This is a genomic window from Caulobacter sp. GW456-12-1-14-TSB4 (genome assembly GCF_059424195.1).
In genome coordinates this window covers 1-17,506 of the sequence record NZ_JBWKZF010000001.1, presented here as the reverse complement: position 1 = coordinate 17,506, position 17,506 = coordinate 1, and the positions used below count along the sequence as shown (strand labels likewise).

At 67.5% G+C, this 17,506-nt stretch carries 19 protein-coding genes and 2 pseudogenes; 9 read left to right on the top strand and 12 right to left on the bottom strand.

Annotated features, from left to right (window positions below):
• Positions 1-99: 99 nt before the first annotated feature.
• The gene (locus AC07YH_RS00105) at positions 100-282 is read left to right on the top strand and encodes a DUF1328 domain-containing protein (protein ID WP_494744982.1); all 183 of its coding nucleotides are present in this window, start codon (positions 100-102) and stop codon (positions 280-282) included.
• A 101-nt stretch (positions 283-383) separates the two neighbouring features.
• Here the strand turns inward: AC07YH_RS00105 and AC07YH_RS00100 are convergent, their stop codons facing one another.
• A complete protein-coding gene (locus AC07YH_RS00100) occupies positions 384-1,553 on the bottom strand; it encodes a DUF3089 domain-containing protein (RefSeq protein ID WP_494744981.1) in 1,170 nt (389 codons plus the stop codon).
• A gap of 152 nt (positions 1,554-1,705) precedes the next feature.
• Between AC07YH_RS00100 and AC07YH_RS00095 the strand changes: the two genes are divergently transcribed.
• Positions 1,706-2,782: an IMCp domain-containing protein gene (locus AC07YH_RS00095; protein WP_494744980.1), complete on the top strand. Its 1,077-nt coding sequence runs from the start codon at positions 1,706-1,708 to the stop codon at positions 2,780-2,782.
• Between the two features lie 9 nt (positions 2,783-2,791).
• Here the strand turns inward: AC07YH_RS00095 and AC07YH_RS00090 are convergent.
• The 5 genes and pseudogenes from AC07YH_RS00090 to groES form a co-directional block, all read right to left on the bottom strand.
• Positions 2,792-2,954, bottom strand: a pseudogene (locus AC07YH_RS00090) (hypothetical protein).
• A 9-nt stretch (positions 2,955-2,963) separates the two neighbouring features.
• On the bottom strand, positions 2,964-3,278 hold the full coding sequence (locus AC07YH_RS00085; protein ID WP_494744979.1) for a hypothetical protein: 315 nt from the start codon (positions 3,276-3,278) through the stop codon (positions 2,964-2,966).
• Positions 3,279-3,320: 42 nt separating this feature from the next.
• Positions 3,321-3,452, bottom strand: a complete 132-nt coding sequence (locus AC07YH_RS00080; protein WP_494744978.1) for a hypothetical protein — start codon at positions 3,450-3,452, stop codon at positions 3,321-3,323.
• 165 nt (positions 3,453-3,617) lie between these two features.
• A complete protein-coding gene (gene groL, locus AC07YH_RS00075; protein ID WP_494744977.1) occupies positions 3,618-5,261 on the bottom strand; it encodes a chaperonin GroEL in 1,644 nt (547 codons plus the stop codon).
• Positions 5,262-5,321: 60 nt separating this feature from the next.
• Positions 5,322-5,612, bottom strand: coding sequence for a co-chaperone GroES (gene groES, locus AC07YH_RS00070; protein WP_172270611.1), 291 nt, complete (start codon positions 5,610-5,612; stop codon positions 5,322-5,324).
• A 177-nt stretch (positions 5,613-5,789) separates the two neighbouring features.
• On the opposite strand from groES, the gene AC07YH_RS00065 reads away from it, so the two are divergent.
• A complete protein-coding gene (locus AC07YH_RS00065; protein WP_494744976.1) occupies positions 5,790-6,173 on the top strand; it encodes a VOC family protein in 384 nt (127 codons plus the stop codon).
• A gap of 20 nt (positions 6,174-6,193) precedes the next feature.
• Entirely contained in the window at positions 6,194-6,619 is a 426-nt protein-coding gene (locus AC07YH_RS00060) for a DUF4345 family protein (protein WP_494744975.1), read from the top strand.
• On the opposite strand, the gene AC07YH_RS00055 is transcribed toward AC07YH_RS00060, so the two are convergent.
• The gene (locus AC07YH_RS00055) at positions 6,616-7,128 is read right to left on the bottom strand and encodes a methylated-DNA--[protein]-cysteine S-methyltransferase (protein ID WP_494744974.1); all 513 of its coding nucleotides are present in this window, start codon (positions 7,126-7,128) and stop codon (positions 6,616-6,618) included. The two genes, AC07YH_RS00060 and AC07YH_RS00055, sit on opposite strands and share 4 nt — an antisense overlap.
• 181 nt (positions 7,129-7,309) lie before the next feature.
• Positions 7,310-8,617: an acyl-CoA dehydrogenase family protein gene (locus AC07YH_RS00050; RefSeq protein WP_494744973.1), complete on the bottom strand. Its 1,308-nt coding sequence runs from the start codon at positions 8,615-8,617 to the stop codon at positions 7,310-7,312.
• A 99-nt stretch (positions 8,618-8,716) separates the two neighbouring features.
• Between AC07YH_RS00050 and AC07YH_RS00045 the strand changes: the two genes are divergently transcribed.
• Both AC07YH_RS00045 and AC07YH_RS00040 read left to right on the top strand, forming a co-directional pair.
• Positions 8,717-9,313, top strand: coding sequence for a GNAT family N-acetyltransferase (locus AC07YH_RS00045; RefSeq protein WP_494623329.1), 597 nt, complete (start codon positions 8,717-8,719; stop codon positions 9,311-9,313).
• Between the two features lie 83 nt (positions 9,314-9,396).
• Entirely contained in the window at positions 9,397-10,770 is a 1,374-nt protein-coding gene (locus AC07YH_RS00040) for a hypothetical protein (RefSeq protein ID WP_494744972.1), read from the top strand.
• Here AC07YH_RS00040 and AC07YH_RS00035 read toward each other — a convergent pair.
• Complete coding sequence (locus AC07YH_RS00035; protein WP_494744971.1) at positions 10,767-11,177, bottom strand: VOC family protein; 411 nt, start codon at positions 11,175-11,177, stop codon at positions 10,767-10,769. The two genes, AC07YH_RS00040 and AC07YH_RS00035, sit on opposite strands and share 4 nt — an antisense overlap.
• A 118-nt stretch (positions 11,178-11,295) precedes the next feature.
• On the opposite strand from AC07YH_RS00035, the gene AC07YH_RS00030 reads away from it, so the two are divergent.
• Entirely contained in the window at positions 11,296-12,063 is a 768-nt protein-coding gene (locus AC07YH_RS00030) for a MerR family transcriptional regulator (protein ID WP_494744970.1), read from the top strand.
• 118 nt (positions 12,064-12,181) lie between these two features.
• On the opposite strand, the gene mutL is transcribed toward AC07YH_RS00030, so the two are convergent.
• Positions 12,182-14,092 carry a DNA mismatch repair endonuclease MutL gene (mutL, locus tag AC07YH_RS00025; protein WP_494744969.1) on the bottom strand — a complete coding sequence of 637 codons (1,911 nt, stop codon included), beginning with the start codon at positions 14,090-14,092 and terminating at the stop codon, positions 12,182-12,184.
• Positions 14,093-14,202: 110 nt separating this feature from the next.
• Between mutL and AC07YH_RS00020 the strand changes: the two are divergent.
• A pseudogene (locus tag AC07YH_RS00020) lies at positions 14,203-15,265 on the top strand (TraB/GumN family protein); the annotation flags it as partial.
• Between the two features lie 50 nt (positions 15,266-15,315).
• Positions 15,316-16,215, top strand: coding sequence for a TraB/GumN family protein (locus AC07YH_RS00015; protein ID WP_494744968.1), 900 nt, complete (start codon positions 15,316-15,318; stop codon positions 16,213-16,215).
• Positions 16,216-16,279: 64 nt separating this feature from the next.
• Here AC07YH_RS00015 and AC07YH_RS00010 read toward each other — a convergent pair whose 3' ends face one another.
• Positions 16,280-16,849: a DUF3035 domain-containing protein gene (locus AC07YH_RS00010; RefSeq protein WP_494744967.1), complete on the bottom strand. Its 570-nt coding sequence runs from the start codon at positions 16,847-16,849 to the stop codon at positions 16,280-16,282.
• Positions 16,850-16,961: 112 nt separating this feature from the next.
• Positions 16,962-17,459 carry a signal peptidase II gene (lspA, locus tag AC07YH_RS00005; RefSeq protein ID WP_494744966.1) on the bottom strand — a complete coding sequence of 166 codons (498 nt, stop codon included), beginning with the start codon at positions 17,457-17,459 and terminating at the stop codon, positions 16,962-16,964.
• Positions 17,460-17,506: the final 47 nt, after the last annotated feature.

Genomic DNA, 17,506 nt, shown 5'->3' with positions numbered 1-17,506 from the left:
AGTTAGCGGGGCCGGGCGGCGAAAACAAGGAACGCCGTGCTTGAGAGAGACGTTGATTTCCCAACGGCGCCGCTAAGGCGCTCCTGAAAGGAACGACAAATGCTCAAGTGGGCTCTCATTCTAGCCGTCGTCGCCATCATCGCCGGGGCCTTGGGCTTCACCGGCATCGCCGGCGCGGCGGCGGGCGTCGCCAAGATCCTGTTCTTCCTGTTCCTGATCGGCTTCGTGATCTTCGCCCTGCTGGGCGTGACCGTGTTCAAGGCGGCGGCAGGCTCGAAATAGCCGCCGCGCGCCTTGCGCGGGCCGGAGCGGACGTCGACTTCCGTGGCCGGCATCAGTGTGGCGCTAGGACCTCGTGGGAGAGGTCCTAGCGTCCCGCGTTGTTACTTGGCGGCGTACGCCTTGGCCTGACGGGCCACCAGGGCGTTCAAGTCGCCCATCTCCACATTGACGTCGATCAGGTGCAGGCCCCAGTCCTTCAGGACGTTGCCGGCCACCATGACGTCGCCGGTGATCTCGTCGGTGCGCGGATCGGCCGGATCGGCGTTCACCTTGACCGACAGATAGGTGAAGTCGCCGGCGCTGACGCACTGGGCCGAGATCAGGCCGGGCAGCGAGACGAACGGCGTGGTGACCTTCAGGTCCTTGGCGAATGGCTTGGGCTCGCCGCTCGACAGGAAGCTCTTGCTGCTCAGATAGGCGTGGACCGGCGTTTCGTCGGTCGAGGCCTTGCCGGCCACCAGGGCGGCCGGGTTCACGCAGCCGGCGCGATGGCCCTGCTCGTCGGTCTTGCCGAAGCGGCTGTTGGCCGGCGGCGGGCTGCTGGCGCGGAACGAGACATAGGTCACCAGGCACCCGGCCTGATCGGCCTTGTCGCACAGCGGGATCGAGCCGTACTTGCCGTCGGTCACCAGCGTGTTCATGCCGATCACATAGGCCGAGATCATCTGCTTCTGGGCCGGCTTGCCGTCGATCTCGTTCTTCAAGAGGTCAAGCAGCATCCGCGAGCCCTGGCTGTGGCCCAGCAGGACGACGCCCCTAGCCTTCCCATTGGGGCCCTTGTTCTCGTTGGCCAGGTACCAGCGCCAGGCGTCGCGGACGTCGCCATAGGCCAGGACGCCGTTGCCCGGCGAGGGCTGGCCCATCATCACCGCGCGCAGGGCCGCCAGCGTCACCTGGCGGTACATCGGCGCGAACACCCGGCACTGGCCGCCGAAGCGGGCCAGCTGCTGCTCGACCACGCGGCGCTCGGCCTCGTCGATGACCATGTCGCTGTTGCCGCCCGGATCGGTCGAGACGGTTGGGTAGATGTAGAAGCAGTCATAGGCGGGGGCGGCGGCGAGCTTGAAGGCCTCGGTCGAGGTCTTGCCGTCGGCCTGGACGATGGTGGTGGTCTGGTCGACCGCGCAGGCGTCGGCTCGGCCCGGCAGGCACAGCCAGTTGTCCTTCTTGCCGTAGTCGTTCGGCGCGATATTGGCCGGCGCCTGGGCGCAGGCCGCGCTGGTCAGGGCCAGGCCGGCCGTCAGGATCATAGCGGCTAGGATTTTCGCCATCGTCTTCCCCTCCAAACACTTGTTTGGCGCGGACAATGGCCGAGAGAACGGCGCTCGCCAAGGGGGCTTGGAGCGGCCTTGGCGCCAGGCTTGCGACGGAGGGGCGGACTGTCCCGCTGAGGGACGTTCCGTATTTCGTATCGAGGCCGGCCATGAGCCCCAAGACCCCTGTCCGCATCGCCATTCTGGCCGCTTTCGCCAGCATCAGCCTGGTTTCGCCCGTGTTGGCCGACGGCTATGAGCGCGCGCCGGTCCATGCTGTTCATGCGCCAAAACGGGTCACCACGCGCACCAAGGTCGTCTATGTCGATCGCGTCGTGGAGCGGAAGGTGCCGGTCTATGTCGATCGTCCCACCACCCAGATCGTCGAGAAGGTGGTCGAGAAGCCGGTGATCGTCGAACGCCCGGTCGTGGTCGAGAAGCGCATCGAGGTGCCGGTCGAGAAGCTGGTCCAGGTCCCGGTCGAGAAGATCGTGGAGCGCCCCGTCTACATCGATCGCCCGGTGGAGAAGATCGTCGAGAAGCGCGTGGAAGTGCCGGTCGATCGTCCGGTCTATATCGACCGTCCCGTGCCGGTGGATCGCCCCGTTCCCGTGCCCGTCGAGCGTCCGGTTCCGACCCCGGTTCCCGCGGTCACGCAATGCCAGCAGGGCTGCTCGGGTCCCGGCGGCGAGGTGGTCGACCGGATCATCCAGGTGCCGGTCTATGTCTATGTCGATCGCCCCGTGGACCGTCCGGTCCCCGTGGATCGTCCGGTCTATGTGCCGGTCCCGCAGCAGGGCGGCTGCCAACCGCACGTCTGCGGCGGCGCGGTCTACCAGCAACAATGCAGCCCCTGCGGCGGCCAACGCTATGAAGACAGCTATTACGAGGAGAGCCGCGAGCGCTCGTCCTATGACTATTCGGGTTCGCGCTACAGCGCCGGCGGCGGCTGGAACGCCGGTTCGGCCGGCAGCTCGGCCTGGGGCAACTATGTCGAGCCTCCGCCGCTGCCGATGGGCTATATCGGCGCGCAGTCGGGCGGACGTGGCGGCGGCTACGGCGGTCCGGGCCTCGCCGGCGGTGGCGGCTATGCGGGCGGTTCCGCCGGCGGCTACTCGCGTGGCTATGCGTCGAGCTCGGCGTCGGCTTCAGCCTCGGCGTCGTCCTCGGTCCGCATCGGCGGCGGCTATCATGGCGGTGGCGGCGGCAAGGGCGGCTGCAGCGCTTGCGGTGGCGGCCGCCACTAAAAGCCTTCCCTAAGTTCCAAAGCCACAATCCTTGTCATCCCGGAAAGCCCGCAGGGCTTGTCCGGGACCCAGGGGCCAAGCCCCGCGCGGTTGCCCCTGGGTCCCGGCTCTCCGCTTCGCTACGGCCGGGATGACAAAGAGATGAGAGGTTTTGGATGAACCCAGACCTCAGGCCTCAGCCCTAGAGCGACAGCCAGCGCCTGGGGCTCTTGTCGCCCAGGGCGCGGGCTTCGCCGGGCCGCAGGCCCAGCTCGCGCATCCGATAGGCGACGATCTCGCGCAGGGCCTCGACGGGCTCCTTGCCGGCGACGGGGCTCGAGGCCACCGAGCCGGCGTTCATCGCCATGTCCACGGCGCTCCACTCGGCCTGGGCGCGATCGGCTTTCCCCACGGCGAAGTAGTGGCGGACGGGCATGCGCTCGCCCGGGACCTCGACCATCACGCCGATGACCCAGCCTTGGACGATGAGATCGGCGTCGGGGCGTTGGCGGAACATGGCAGCGCATGTAGCGCTCGCCTGGCCCCACGGATAGGGGCTCTAGCCGATCAGCTGGAACGCCGCCTGGCTGATCAGGCCCAGCACCAGCCAGGCCGAGACAGCCACCACGATGAGATTGGTGCGCGGGGCGCGGCGCCGACGATGGGTGGGATACATACGCACGAACGACATTTCAGCCTCCATGCCCTGAAGTGTGAGCGAGAGGTTAACGCCGAACCTTCGCCTTGGTTCTCGCCCGTCACGGGAGTGTGAGACCGTCGTTATGCGGACAAAGAAAAAGGGCGGAGCCTCGCGGCCCCGCCCTTCTCATTTTCAGCGGTAGGCTGAACTTCTAGATTAGAAGTCCATGTCGCCCATGCCGCCCGGCATGCCGCCGCCCGGAGCGCCACCGGCGTTCTTCTTCGGGGCTTCGACGATGGCGGCTTCCGTGGTGATCAGCAGGCCGGCCACCGAAGCGGCGTCTTGCAGAGCGGTGCGGACAACCTTGGCCGGGTCGATGACGCCGTCGGCGACCAGATCGACATACTGTTCGGTCTGGGCGTTGAAGCCGAAGGTCGCGTCGTCCTTTTCGAGGATCTTGCCGACCACGATCGAGCCTTCGACGCCGGCGTTTTCGGCGATCTGACGGATCGGGGCCTGCAGGGCGCGACGGACGATGGCGATGCCAGCGGTCTGGTCGTCGTTGTCGCCGGTGACGGTCGCCAGGGCCTTGGAGGCCTTCAGCAGAGCCGTGCCGCCGCCCGGGACGATGCCTTCGTCGGCGGCCGCGCGGGTCGCGTTCAGGGCGTCGTCAACGCGGTCCTTCTTTTCCTTCACTTCGACTTCGGTCGAGCCGCCGACGCGGATGACCGCAACGCCGCCGGCCAGCTTGGCCAGACGCTCTTGCAGCTTTTCCTTGTCGTAGTCCGACGTGGTGTCTTCGATCTGGCGCTTGATCTGGGCGATACGGGCTTCGATCGCTTCCTTCTCGCCAATGCCGTCCACGATCGTGGTGTCGTCCTTGGTGATCGAGACCTTCTTGGCCTTGCCGAGCATGTCGAGCGACACGTTCTCGAGCTTGATGCCCAGGTCTTCCGACACGACTTGCGCGCCGGTCAGGATGGCGATGTCTTCCAGCATGGCCTTGCGGCGATCGCCGAAGCCCGGAGCCTTGACGGCGGCGACGCGCAGGCCGCCACGCAGCTTGTTGACGACCAGCGTGGCCAGGGCCTCGCCTTCGACGTCTTCAGCGATGATGACCAGCGGGCGGCCCGACTGGACGACGGCTTCCAGCACCGGCAGCAGCGGCTGCAGCGACGACAGCTTCTTTTCGAACAGGAGGATCAGCGGCTCTTCCAGCTGAACTTCCATCTTGTCGGCGTTGGTGATGAAGTACGGCGACAGGTAGCCGCGGTCGAACTGCATGCCTTCGACGACGTCGAGTTCGGTCTCGGCGGTCTTGGCTTCTTCAACCGTGATGACGCCTTCGTTGCCGACCTTGTCCATGGCGCGAGCGATCATGTCGCCCACTTCCTTGTCGCCGTTGGCCGAGATGGTGCCGACTTGAGCGATTTCGCTGTTGGTCGTGACCTTCTTCGACGACGCCTTGATCTCGGCGACGACGATGGCGACGGCCTTGTCGATGCCGCGCTTCAGGTCCATCGGGTTCATGCCGGCGGCGACCGACTTCAGGCCTTCCTGGACGATGGCTTGAGCCAGGACCGTGGCGGTCGTGGTGCCGTCGCCGGCCTTGTCGTTGGTTTTCGAAGCGACTTCGCGGATCATCTGCGCGCCGAGGTTCTCGAACTTATCCGACAGTTCGATTTCCTTGGCGACCGAGACGCCGTCCTTGGTCGAGCGCGGGGCGCCGAACGACTTCTCGATGACCACGTTGCGGCCCTTGGGGCCCAGGGTCACCTTCACGGCGTTGGCGAGGATGTTGACGCCGCGCAGCATCTTGTCGCGCGCGTCGGAACCGAAATAAACGTCTTTAGCGGCCATGGAGGGCGCCTTTCTGAAATAGGAAATTCGAGGAAGAAAGTGTCTAGGAGGCGGGAGGGATTAGCCCTCGACCACGCCCAGGACGTCGCTTTCCTTCATGATCAGGAGGTCCTGACCGTCGACCTTCACTTCCGTGCCCGACCACTTGCCGAACAGGATGCGGTCGCCAGCCTTGACGTCCAGGGCGACGACGTCGCCCTTGTCGTTACGCGCGCCGGGGCCGACGGCGACGACTTCGCCTTCCTGCGGCTTTTCCTTGGCGGTGTCGGGGATGATGATCCCGCCCTTGGTCTTGGTTTCTTCTTCGACGCGCTTCACGAGGACGCGGTCGCCCAGGGGACGAAATTTCATGGGTGTTCTCCGTCGGAACGGTTGCAGATAAAGCGTTCGCTGGACCGGGGGAGCTGCGCTGTTAGCAGTCGCTCCCATCGAGTGCCAACGTCGGGCGTGAGTTAGGCAGGGGGCTCGGGGGAGTCAAGGACGACGCCCGCGAACTTTTCGCGAAGGGTTAACAGGGAGGGAGCTTCGATGTTCGACCACATGGGTCTCGGGACGAGCGATTACCAGCGCGCGACGGCCTTTTATGACGCCGCACTGGCGCCGCTGGGCATCCGTCAGCTCTATGTCGTGCCCAAGGAATTCACCAACGGCGTCGACGTCGTGGGCTATGGCAAGGAGCGGCCAATGTTCTGGGTGGCGGGCCAGGACCCGACCTCGGGCAAGCTGCACATCGCCTTTACGGCGGAAACCCGCGCCCAGGTCGACGCCTTCTACGAGGCGGCGCTGAAATCCGGCGGAAAAGACAACGGACCGCCCGGACTTCGCCCATATTACGATAAGGACTATTACGGCGCGTTCGTTCTGGACCCGGACGGCTTCAACGTCGAGGCTGTCTGCCGCGCGCCGGAATAGCAGCAGGAGTTCCAAGGCCCATGTCGAGCTACGTCCTGTCGCTGTTCCTGGCGGTCTTGGCCTGTGTCATCGGCGGCAGCCTGGGCGGCATGATCCTGGCGCGGCCGCAGACCATGCTGGGCCTGGCGGGTCTGGCCGACGACGACACCCCCAAGCCGCCGCTGTTCGCCGAGGGCCGCGCCCTGGGTGGGGTGCTGATCGCCTCGCACGGGGTGGCGGCGCTCTATCTGGGCTACCAACCGCGCATCGGGGCGGCGATGGCCTTGGCGCTGGCCGTCGCCTGGCTGGGCGCGGCGGCGGGCCGGGCGATCTCGGCGGCGCTGGATGGCGAGGCCGGGCGCTACAACAGCGGCGCGATGGTGTTCAACGCCTTGATCGGCGTCACGCTGAGCCTGCCGTTCTTCCAGATCGGCCGGGTGGTGCTCGAGGGCGCGCGGCTGGCTTAGAGCGCTTTCTCGTGGGTGAGCAGCCAGCGCTTGCGTTCGATGCCGCCGCCGTAGCCTGTCAGTGAACCATCCATGCCGATCACCCGGTGGCAGGGCGCGACGATGCTGAGCGGGTTGCTGCCGTTGGCGTGGCCGGCGGCGCGGACCGCCAGCGGGCGGCCGGTGCGACGGGCTAACTCCGAATAGGTGATCGTCTGGCCGGCGGGGATCGCGCACAGCGCCGTCCACACCGCGTGCTGGAAGGCCGTGCCGTTGGTGGCCCAGGCTATCGTGTTCAGGGTGTCGAGCTGGCCCGCGAAATAGGCGGCGATGGCGTCGCGGATCGCGGCGGGCGCAGCGCCGGGTTCGGGGCGCAGCGGGCCGTAGTGGGTCTTCAACAGACGGTCGAGGCGGGGCTCGTGGTCGTGGAAGTCCAGCGCGCGCAGGGCGCCGGTCTCGTCGGTGACGATCAGCAGCTCGCCGATGGGCGACGGCGCGCGGTCGAGCAGAAGACGGGCGGGACGACTCATCGGGTGAGTGTCACGCGGCGGGGCGAGAGTGTCCGCCCGGAAGTTGCGAAGTCTCCCTCCCCCTTGATGGGGGAGGGGCAGGGGTGGGGGTGACTACGGCGGTCGATGCAGCGCGACGCCGCCAACTCAGCAGATCACCCCCATCCCCAACCCTTCCCCCATCAAGGGGAAAGGGAGCCAATCAGCGGATGCCCGGCACGTGCAGCGCGGCTTCCTTCTCGGCCTTCTGCTTGAAGACCAGGTCGCCGTACTTGCCGTACTCCATCCGCGCGATCGTGCGCTGGTGGACCTCGTCCGGGCCGTCGGCCAGGCGCAGGGTGCGGATGCCGGCATAGGCCTTGGCCAGGCCGAAGTCGGTGGTCACGCCGCCGCCGCCGTGGGCCTGGATGGCGTCGTCGATGATCTTCAAGGCCAGACGCGGGGCCGCGACCTTGATCATGGCGATCTCCAGACGGGCCGACTTGTTGCCGGCCTTGTCCATCATGTCGGCGGCCTTCAGGCACAGCAGGCGGCACATCTCGATGTCGATGCGGGCGTCGGCGACGCGCTCTTCCCACACCGAGTGGTCCGAGACGTACTTACCGAAGGCTTTGCGGCTCATCAGGCGCTTGCACATCTTCTCCAGCGCGACTTCCGCCGTGCCGATGGTGCGCATGCAGTGGTGGATACGGCCGGGACCCAGGCGCCCTTGCGCGATCTCGAAGCCACGGCCTTCGCCCAGCAGCAGGGCGTCCTCGATCGGCACGCGCACGTCCTTGAGGATGACCTCGGCGTGGCCGTGCGGGGCGTCGTCATAGCCGAACACCGGCAGCATGCGGACGATCTCGATGCCCGGCGCGTCCAGCGGCACCAGGACCTGGCTCTGCTGCTGGTGGCGGCTGGCGTTGTCGGGATCGGTCTTGCCCATGACGATGGCGACCTTGCAGCGCGGATCGCCCACGCCCGAGGACCACCACTTGCGGCCGTTGATGACGTAGTGATCGCCGTCGCGCTCGATGCGGGTCTCGATATTGGTGGCGTCCGAGCTGGCCACGGCCGGTTCGGTCATCAGGAAGGCCGAGCGGATCTCGCCGTTCATCAGCGGGCGCAGCCACTTCTCCTTCTGCGCCAGCGTGCCGTAGCGCATCAGCACTTCCATGTTGCCGGTGTCGGGCGCGGAACAGTTGAAGACTTCCGACGCGAAGCCGACCTTGCCCAGCTGTTCGGCGATCAGGCTGTATTCCAGGTTGGTCAGCTGCACGCCTTCGAACTGGAAGGTGTCGTCGACATGGGTCTGGCCGCTGTGCGGCGGCATGAAGAAGTTCCACAGGCCGGCGGCCTTGGCTTTCGCCTTCAGCTCCTCGACGACCTGCACGACCTTCCAGCGCTCGGCGCCCAGGACGTTCATCTCGGCCTCATAGACCGGGATCGCCGGAACGATGTGCTCGTCCATGAACGCGGTGACGCGGTCCAGGAAGGCGCGCTGCGTGGGGGAGATATCGAAGTCCATGGTCGTTCCCTCTGCCCGGTTCTGTATGTGTCAAACGCTTGTTTGAAGTGTTTGTAGACCGGCTTGACGCGGGCGGCAAGCCTGTCGGACAACGGGACCATGCTGAACCTGACCGCCGACATCCTGCAGGGCCGCTACGTGCGGCTCGAACCGATCACCATCGATCACCGCGACGAACTGAAGGGCGCCATCGACTGCGATCCCGCCAGCTGGGAGATCATGTCGGTCAACGGCTGCGGCGAAGGGTTCGAGGACTTCTGGGGTTCGCTGCAGGGCGAGACCGACCGCGGCGAGCGCATCGGCTACGCCATCCGCCGGCTGTCGGACGGCAAGATCATCGGCACGTCCAGCTATCTGAACATCCGCCGCCTGCATGGCGGGCTGGAGATCGGCTCGACCTTCCTGAACCCCGACGCCCGCTCGGGTCCGGTCAATCCGGAGAGCAAGCGCCTGCTGCTGGCCCACGCCTTCGAGAAGGCCGGCGCCATCCGCGTCGAGTTCAACATCGACGTCCGCAACGCCCGCAGCCAGGCCGCCGTCGAGAAGCTGGGGGCCAGCAAGGAAGGCGTCCTGCGCAATCACAAGGTCACCTGGACCGGCCACATCCGTGATACGGCGGTGTTCTCGATCACCGACTACGACTGGCCGGCGATCCGCGAGCGCCTGGAATTCCGCCTTAGCGAGACGTTCGTCTAAGCTTGGCTGCGGCGCGAAATAAAACACCGTTATCCCGACGGTTGTAACCGTTCAAAAAGTTTCCGTCGCTATGGTCGGGACTCATGACGGCCATCTGTTGCCTGCGTATTCTGTTCACCGTTGGTGAAAGCCAGCCGGGTGAAGTCCCTAAGCACAAGGCTCAGGGCGTCGCGGACGCGTTCCTGAAGGCCCGCTGGCGTAAGCCGCGCAAGTGCGGGGCCGTGGCGCCGATGGCCTTCGTCCTGGCAGACAACCGCGTCGAGACCCTCGATCCCACCGAGATGCAGGCCCTGGCGGCCGAGCTGGAGAAGGTGCTCTTCCCCGGCCGTCCGATCGGCCAGATCGCGCTGATGACCTTCGAGGGCGACGAGCAGGCCGTCCTGAAATTCGCCGCCCTGACCCAAGCCGAACTCGCGGGCCTGATGGCGGGCGAGGGCTATGAAGGCCCGGCCGGCCGCGTCCACGTGGTCACCGCCGACGGCGTCGAGCCGCGCCCCAGCACCCGCGCCGAAGCCAAGACCTTCGCCGAGGACAAGGCCAGCGCCAAGAAGCAGGGCCTGACCGCCACCACGACCGTCGCGCCGGACCGTCCCGCCAAGGCCGCCGCCCCGGTTTCCACCGTCCCCCTCGCCGAGCCGGCCCCGCCGGTCGCCGCCGAGGCCGCCCCGCCTGTCGTCGCGCCCGCCGCGCCGGAACCGGCCAAGGCCGCGCCCGCGCCGGCCGCCAAGCCTGCCGCCGCCGCCGCCAAGGTCTCGGCCCCGCCGCCGCCGGCCGAGACCGGCTGGTGGGGCGTCCACGACCTGATCCAGGGGACCTTCGTCGGCTCCGCCATCGCCATGCGCTCGGACCTCATCGGTCCGCCGCCCGAGGACGACGGCAAGCTGCTGAAGCGCGACCTGGTCTGCCTGACCGACACGCAGGCGGCCCTGAAGACCGCCGCCTTCGGCGAGATCTTCGTGCCGTTCGGCTTCTGGAACCTGACCACCCCGGCTTCGCAGGAGGCCTATAAGAGCCGCCTGTCGCGCTACCCGCTGGACCAGCGGCCGCGCCTGACCGCCACCATCTACGCCACGCCGCGCGAGGCCTCGATCGGCATGCTGCAGCAGATGCGCCTGTTCCTGAACGGCAGCTTCTCGCGGATGGATGTCCAGGTCACCGACCCGACCTTCCCGATCCAGGGGCTGCCGCCCGAACTGGTCGACACCATCACCCTGGTCCTGAACGGCGAGACCGAGCACGACCGGCTGAAGGAAATCCTGAAGTTCGTCGAGCGCAAGTCCGCCTACGTCGCCAAGGAAGTCGGCCAGGCCGTGGCCAATGTCTCCTCGGCGGTCGAGCTGGAAGCCTGCAAGGCGGCCGGCATCGCCCTCGTGCGCGGCCCGGCGGTCACCGAGTTCCTGGACAAGCCGGTCGCCAGCCCTGACGGCGCGGTCCTGGTGGCGGCGAACGCCGCTTAAGGTTTCGGCATCTCGAAGGTGAAGACCACGCTCTCGGCCGAGCGTTGGCTGGGGCCGTGGAACACCGCCTCGATATTGTTGCCGTCCGGATCGTACAGGAACGCGGCGTAGTAGCCTGGATGATAAGGCCGCTCGCCCGGCCCGCCATTGTCGCGGCCACCGGCTTCCAGGCCCGCCTTGTGGAAACGCTCGACCGTCTCGCGATCGCGCGCCTGGAAGGCCAGGTGGATGTGCGTCGCCGGCTCGCCCGCGTCGATCCACAGCTCGTCGGCGTCCAGGTGGGTGTCGTCCTCATTGAACGGCACGCCGATGGCCTCAAGCACCGCCCGGTAGAAGCGTTTGGTGGCCTCCAGGTCCTTGGCGCGCAGGTGGATGTGGTCGATCAGGCGGCCGCGACGGACTTCCATGGGAGAGCCTCCGGTTTCGGGTCCGAACGCCCTGGACGTGGAATTTGTTGCGACCCGCTTGACCCTCACGCCACGTCAGACCTGACTGATCCGTCCATCGAAAGAGGGAACGGTCCGCGTGAGCGTCTACACGGTCAAACAGATGGCGAAGCTGTCCGGCGTCTCGGTGCGGGCCTTGCATCACTACGACGCCATCGGCCTGCTGCGGCCCCGCGCCGTCGGGGCCAACGGCTATCGCTACTATGACCGCCAGGACTTATTGCGCCTGCAGCAGATCCTGTTCCACCGCGCTTTGGAGACTCCGCTGAAGGACATCCAGGCCGCGCTGGACGATCCGGCCTTCGACCTCGCCGCCGCGCTTCGCGACCATCGCGAACGCCTGGCGGCGCAGGCCGAGCGCTACGCCAGGCTGGTGGACGTCGTGGACCGCACCCTCGCCGACCTCAAAGGAGACGAGACGATGGAAGACAAGCAGATGTTCGTGGGCTTCGACCCGGAGAAGCAGGCCCGGCACGAGGCCGAGCTGGTCGAGCGCTATGGCGACGGCATGGCCGAGAAGATCGCCCACTCGAAAGAAGGCATGAAGAGCTGGGGCAAGGGAGACTGGGCCGGGTTCCAGCAGGAAGGCGTGGCGATCGAGCACGACATGGCCAAGGCGCTGAGCCAAGGCCTGCCGGCCGACAGCGACGCGGTGGCGGCGATCATGCGCCGACACTGGGCCTGGATCGCCAAGTCTTGGAACCGCGAGCCGACCCCGGACGCGTTCACGGGTCTGGGGCGGCTGTACGTGGACAGCCCGGAGTTCACGGCGCGTTACGAGGCGATCGCGCCGGGGCTGACGGAGTATCTGGCCGAAGCGATGCGTGTGTTCGCGGCGAAGCGCTAAACGATCCTCCCCCTCTGGGGGAGGTGGCCCAGAGGGCCGGAGGGGGCTAGCTCGGCATAAGCCGGCGACGCCCCCTCAGTCGGCTTTGCCGACAGCTCCCCCAAAGGGGGAGCATCTATCACCGCCGCCCGAACAGCTTCTCGATATCGGCCAGCTTCAGCTCCACATAGGTCGGGCGGCCGTGGTTGCACTGGCCCGAGTGGGGCGTGGCCTCCATCTCGCGGAGCAGGGCGTTCATCTCGGCGCCGTTCAAGCGGCGGCCGGCGCGGACGCTGCCGTGGCAGGCCATGGTCGAGCAGACCTCTTCCAGCCGTTCCTTCAGGGCCAGGGCCTGGCCGTTCTCGGCCAGGTCGTCGGCGATGTCGCGGACCAGGGCGGCGGCGTCGGTCTTGCCCAGCAGGGCCGGCGTTTCGCGCACCAGCACCGCGCCGGGGCCGAAGCTTTCGAGCACCAGACCCAGCGACGCCAGCTCCTCGGACCGCGCGATCACGCGCTCGGCCTCGGCCGGATCGAGGTCCACCACCTCGGGCAGCAGCAGCGTCTGGCGGGCCACGCCGCCGGTCGCCATCTCGCCCTTCATGCGCTCATAGACGAGACGCTCATGGGCGGCGTGCTGGTCGACGATGACCATGCCGTCGCGGGTCTGGGCGACGATATAGGTCTCGTGCACCTGGGCCCGGGCCGCGCCCAGCGGGAAGTCGACCGGGTCGAACGGCGCGGCGTGGGCGTAGTCCTGCGCCGGACGGTCCTCGAAGGCGACGGAGGTATAGGCCTCGCGCACCACCTCGGCGAGCTCGCCGCCGAACGACGGCTCGACGCGCGCCGACACCTCGTTCAGCCCCGGCAGATCCATCGGTCGCTGCGTCGGCGGCGTCCAGCCGCCCTCGCGCCAGGCCGAGAAGCCGGCGGGCGAGGGACCCGGCTGGTATTGCGGCTGATACCCCGGGAACGGGCTCTGCTGGGCGCGGATGCTGTCCAGGGCCTGGGTCGCCACGGTGGTCGAGGCGCGGTGGCCGGCGCCGGCGAGCGCGTGACGCAGGGCCCCGACGATGAGGCCGCGCACTAGAGCCGGATCGCGGAAGCGCACCTCGGCCTTGGCGGGGTGGACGTTGACGTCGACCTCGGACGTGTCGAGCGTCACGTACAGCGCCGCCGTCGGGTGGCGGTCGCGCGCCAGGAAATCGGCATAGGCGGCGCGAAGCGCGCCTTGCAGCAGGCGGTCACGCACCGGCCGGCCGTTGACGAACAGGTACTGGTGGGCGGCGTTGCCACGGTTGTAGGTCGGAAGCCCCGCGAAGCCCGACAGCCGAACGCCATCGCGCACCTGGTCGATCTCGATGGCGTTGTCCTGGAAGTCGCGGCCCAGCACGGCGGCCAGGCGCGCCAGGCGCCCTTGCGGTCCCGGATGCTCGGCCGGCAGGCGCAGGATGCGGCGGCCGTCGATGTCCAGCGAGAAGCCGACGCTCTCATTGGCCATGGCCTGGCGCTTGAGCTCCTCGGTGATCGCCAGCGACTCGGCGCGCTCGGACTTCATGAACTTCAGGCGCGCGGGCGTGGCGTAGAACAGGTCGCGCACCTCGATCCGCGCCCCGTGCGGACCGGGGAAGGCGGCCGGCGCGACGTCGCCGACGCTGCCGCCCTCGACCAGGATCGAATGGGCGTCGGCCGCGCCCTTGGCCCGCGAGCTGATCGTCAGCCGCGCCACCGAGCCGATCGACGGCAGGGCCTCGCCCCGGAAGCCCATGGTGTGGATGCGCAGCAGGTCCCACAGCCCGTCCTCGTCGGGGGCCAGCTTGGAGGTCGCGTGGCGTTCGATGGCCACGGGGAGTTCCTCGGCCGACAGGCCGCAGCCGTCGTCGGCCACCAGGATGCGGGTCAGGCCGCCGCCGTGGGCCTCGACCTCGATCCGCGTGGCGCCGGCGTCGATGGCGTTGTCGACCAGTTCCTTGATGGCGCTCGCGGGCCGCTCGACCACCTCGCCGGCGGCGATGCGGTTGACGGTTTCGGGCGGCAGGCGACGGATAGGCATGACACGGACTTTCACGAGGCAGGCGGAAGCCCCCAAGCACGGGCAAGCTCCAGCATTGCAACTCCTTAAGTTGACCGACCTGACGTCGATCGGCCAACGAACGAAGACGGACGAGTTTAGCTCGATTCCGCCGCCGTTCGAGGAAGACAGATAGTGACCCTTCGCCGTTTCGCCGCCGCCGGCCTTGCCCTTTCGCTGCTGTGCGGGGGCTCCGCCTTGGCTCAGGCCCAAGCGCAGGGAAAGAACGAGGTCTCGATCCACCAGACCAAGCCGGTCGATCTGACGCCGGTCGACAGCCAGGCCAACCTGGTCGAGGAGCTGATCGTCAATGCCCGCCTGCCGGGTCCCGCCTGGTGGAAGGTCAGCGACGGCGACACCACGGTCTATGTGATGGGCATGCCGGCGTTCACGCCGAACAAGCTGGATTTTGACGACTCGGTGCTGCGTCGCCGGTTGGACGGGGCCAATGTGCTGATCATTGGCCAGCAGCCCGAGGTGCGAATCCTGAGCCTGCTGGCCCTGATCCCCGGCAAGGGCAAACAGTTCAAGATGGCCACGCCGATGCGCGACACCCTGCCGCCCGACCTGCGCGCGCGCCTGGAGGCGCAGCTGAAGGCCCGGGGCAAGCCGCTCGCCGAGTATGACGATCTCAAGCCGGCCCTGGCGGGCTTCGTTGTCGCCAACAGCCGGGGTGGCGATGGCGTCTCGATTTCCCTGGGCAAGTTCACCGACCGCATCCGCGACCTGGCCAAAAGCAAGCAGGTCGCCGTCCAGCCGCACGTCAAGAAGCTGGACGACTACGATCTGATCGGCATGGTCAAGTCGCTGGCCGAGGCGCCCCAGCCGCTGCAGGCGCTGTGCCTGGATGCGGGCCTGAGGGAGGCCGAGAATGGCCTGGCCGGCGTTCGCGAGATCGCTGAGCAGTGGGCCGAGGGCCAGGTGCGCCAGGTGGTCTCGGCCGAGCGTGGCTATCAGCGCTGCCTGGCCTCAACGCCCTGGATCGCCCACCAGTTCAAGGAGGGCCAAGACGACGCCGTCGGCGCCATCACCACGGCTCTGAAGAAGCCCGGCAAGGCCGTGGCGGTGATCGAGCTGCGTTCGCTGCTGGCCCAGGACGGGGTGCTGGATCAGCTGCGCGCCAAGGGCTTCACCGTGGTCACCCCGGGGGATTGACGCGCGCCGCACAACCGCCGAGCTTGACTAGAGGTTGAGTGGAGGGGCGGATGAAAGCGGCTTTGATGGCGGCGATGGCGATCCTGGCGGCGCCGCTGGCGGCCGCCGCCCAGAGCGGACCGACCATGGTCGAGGCGTTGGTCGTCAATGCCCGCACCCCCGGACCGGCCTGGTGGAGCGTCTCGAAGGGCGACGCCAAGGTCTGGGTCCTGGGCTTGATGCGCGTAGGCTTCAAAGGCGACGATCGCTGGGACAGCGGCGTCTTCGAGCGTCGCTTGGGGCGCGGCGGCCGGCTGATCTACGCGGATGCGAACCCGACCGTCCGCATTTCCCCGGACGACACGACGACGAGCCGGCCCTGGGTCGATCGCCTGGCGCCGGACGACTACAACTATTTCGCGGAGGCTGTGCGCATCGCGCGCGCCGACCCCGCCAGTATCGGTTCGATGAAGCCGGATGCGGCGGCGTTCTCGATGAATTATACGGCCAACCCGCCGAGATTTGACCCTACGCTGCGCCTGCTGACCCACGCCCGGAAGCTGGACGCCAAGGTTTCGCTCGTCGGCGAAAGCCTGATCCCGGCCTTCCGTCTGTCCATGCGGGATGCGAGGTCGGACGACTTCACCTGCCTGAACTCGATCTCCCGGAAGATCGTGGAGCGCGATAAGGACCGCGCCAAGGCCGAGGCCTGGATGCGGGGGGATGTGCGCCAGCTTGTCCTCGGCCGCATGGCCTACAATCCGTGCCAGACCGGCCAGCCCAAGATGGACGCGGCCCGGCGACGTCAGGACGACGCTCTGGCCGAAGCCATCGCCAAGACCCTGGACGAGGGGCAGAACGCGGTCGCCCTGGTCGATCTCATGCCCCTGCTGCGCCAGGAAGGGGTGCTGGATCGGCTCCGGACCCGCGGCTACGTCATCCGCACGCCGGCCCAGCTGGACGAGGACTGAAACGCAAACGGCCCGGAACCGCGAGGTCCCGGGCCGTTCGATCGTCTTAAGGTCTCAACGCGCCTTAGAGGCCCGGCAGCTTGATGCCGGTCTTCTTGTCGCGGCTGATGACCACGCCACCCGTGCCCACCAGCTTCTTCAGGCGGGCTTCCTCGGCGGCGGCGTCGACCTCGGCCGGGGCGTTGGCGCCGGTCTGGGCGGCGGTGGCCACGTCGGTGGTCTTCTGACCCTTCTTCCAGAACATCACCTTGCTGGCGAAGCTCTCGTCCTTGTGGGCCAGGTCGCCGTTCTCGTCGTCGACCACGAAGCGGATCAGCGGATCGGCCTTGTCGTTGCCGGCGCGCGCGACCAGCAGCTTTTCACCTTCCGAACGGCCGGCGGCGTTGCTCTGGCCGATCAGGGCGGCGCGGGCGGCGCTTTCCGGCTGCAGTTCCTGCGGACGCGGCTCGCCGGGCGCCGGCGGGCGCAGGGCGTAGTCCGGCGGCACGGCCAGCGGGGCCTTGCTGACGACGCGGAATTCGTCGGGAACCACCTTGTTCATGCCCAGGGCTTTCTGGGTCGAGGTGCAGCCGGCCATGCCAATCGCGGCAATGGCGGTCAGGGCGCTCACGGTCGCGACCCGATTGAAACTCATCAAACCATGCTCCAGCAGGCCGACCCCCGGCCCAAATTTTGGACGCTCTCGATACGACATCCTCGCCCGGGCGCCAATCTCCCACGCGAATGCGGCGTCAATCGGCCCTAAATCACTCGGCGGGTTCCGCCAGTTTCTTCTCGCCGTACAGGAAACTGTCGATCAGCAGCAGGGCCACGCCGATGTTGATCCCGGAGTCGGCGACGTTGAAAACCCACGGGAAGTTCAGGCGCGAGACGTCGATGAAGTCGACGACATAGCCGTACAGCACCCGGTCGATCAGGTTGTTGCCGATCGCCGCGCCGATGATCATGCCCACGCCGATGGCCGGCAGCAGCTTGGCCGACTTGCGGGCCCACCACGACAGGCCGACCACCACGAGAATCGAAAAGCCGATCAGCAGCCACCGGCCCCAGTCATGGTCCTTCAGCAGGCCAAAGCTCATGCCGTAGTTATGGACCATGGTCAGGTAGAGAGGGCCGACGGCGTGCACCGACGCGCCTTGCTCGCGGCCGAGGAGGCCCAGGACCCAGAGCTTGGAGATCTGGTCCAGGATCAAGGTGGCGGCGGCGACGGCGTAGGCGGTCCAGCCGAGGCGGGTGATTTTCAAGGCCTTCTCCGTTCTTCCCTCCCCCTTGATGGGGGAGGGTAGGGTGG